Below are 826 nucleotides of genomic sequence, written 5' to 3'. Positions count from 1 at the left end.
TGATCCCTGAAGAGACCCAAGACTTTTATGATGACTTAAGTAAGCTGGATTTTTCGGCTAAGCCATTGGTATTTGGAGTGCTGGGTACGGGTGATCCGTATTATGGCAAGGATTATAATACCGCTCCGGAAAAATTTGAAGCCGTTTTGAAAGCTAGCGGTGCAGTTCAAGGCGCAACCGCGGTCAAGATTGCTTTAAACGTTAAACAAGAAGAGATGCCTCAGTTTGCGACATTTACCCAAAGTCTGATCAAAAAAACCGAAGCGCTGCAAAACAAGAAGTGACCCGTTGGCGCGTCGTATACTAAAGCCAGAAAGCGAGGGGATCTTCATGAGTGAGGAAATTGTTTTCTTCAATCCCGGCGATGCAGTTGCCAATGATTTCGACTTCGCAGCTGCTCGGCGTAGTGCGCAGATTTACAAAGCACAGCATGTCGTTGATGAAGGCTTGGTAGTTGCCAAAGATAAAGACGGCAAGTATTCGGTCTTTTATGAGGCTGCCGGTACACCTGATTCACAGGCTAAAGGCGCATACAAAGATGTTGGCAAGTATACGATCCTAGCTCACTTATGACGAAGACAGTCTGGTATCGCGTAGCCTTGGTGGTAGTTGCTGTCATTCTTATCGGAGTTCTTTATGGTTTAATGCAGCAAGAACAAATCGCGAATCCTTTTTTGGTTGGCAGTCTTGGCTTAATTCTCGGCGTTGACCTTGCTTTACTGCTTGCCAATCTTTGGCCCATGCATCATTCGCGCAAGCCTTAAAAATAATCATTCAAAAAATGCCAATCAATCCGCGGCCGGAAAATTTGCGCCGTGGCTTGGTT

The 826-nt window shown here is 45.8% G+C and carries 2 protein-coding genes and 1 pseudogene; all 3 read left to right on the top strand.

The features are described from left to right. A pseudogene (locus ACWPVL_RS11755) lies at window positions 1–284 on the top strand (flavodoxin domain-containing protein); the annotation flags it as partial. Between the two features lie 46 nt (window positions 285–330). Next, on the top strand, window positions 331–573 hold the full coding sequence (locus ACWPVL_RS11750) for a hypothetical protein (RefSeq protein ID WP_005685287.1): 243 nt from the start codon (window positions 331–333) through the stop codon (window positions 571–573). Further along, window positions 570–764 (top strand): hypothetical protein, encoded by a 195-nt coding sequence (locus ACWPVL_RS11745; protein ID WP_454389191.1) that lies wholly within the window; start codon window positions 570–572, stop codon window positions 762–764. The genes ACWPVL_RS11750 and ACWPVL_RS11745 overlap by 4 nt, the downstream gene beginning before the upstream one ends. The last annotated feature ends 62 nt before the right edge of the window (window positions 765–826 follow it).

The organism is Streptococcus sp. Marseille-Q8145, assembly GCF_965112035.1.
Note: the sequence above shows the minus strand (reverse complement) of the source record. Positions and strands in the feature narration are given on the sequence as shown.

Coding starts and splice junctions, on each gene's coding strand:
- ACWPVL_RS11750 (WP_005685287.1), top strand. CDS start 331: ATGAGTGAGGAAATTGTTTTCTTCAATCCCGGCGATGCAGTTGCCAAT.
- ACWPVL_RS11745 (WP_454389191.1), top strand. CDS start 570: ATGACGAAGACAGTCTGGTATCGCGTAGCCTTGGTGGTAGTTGCTGTC.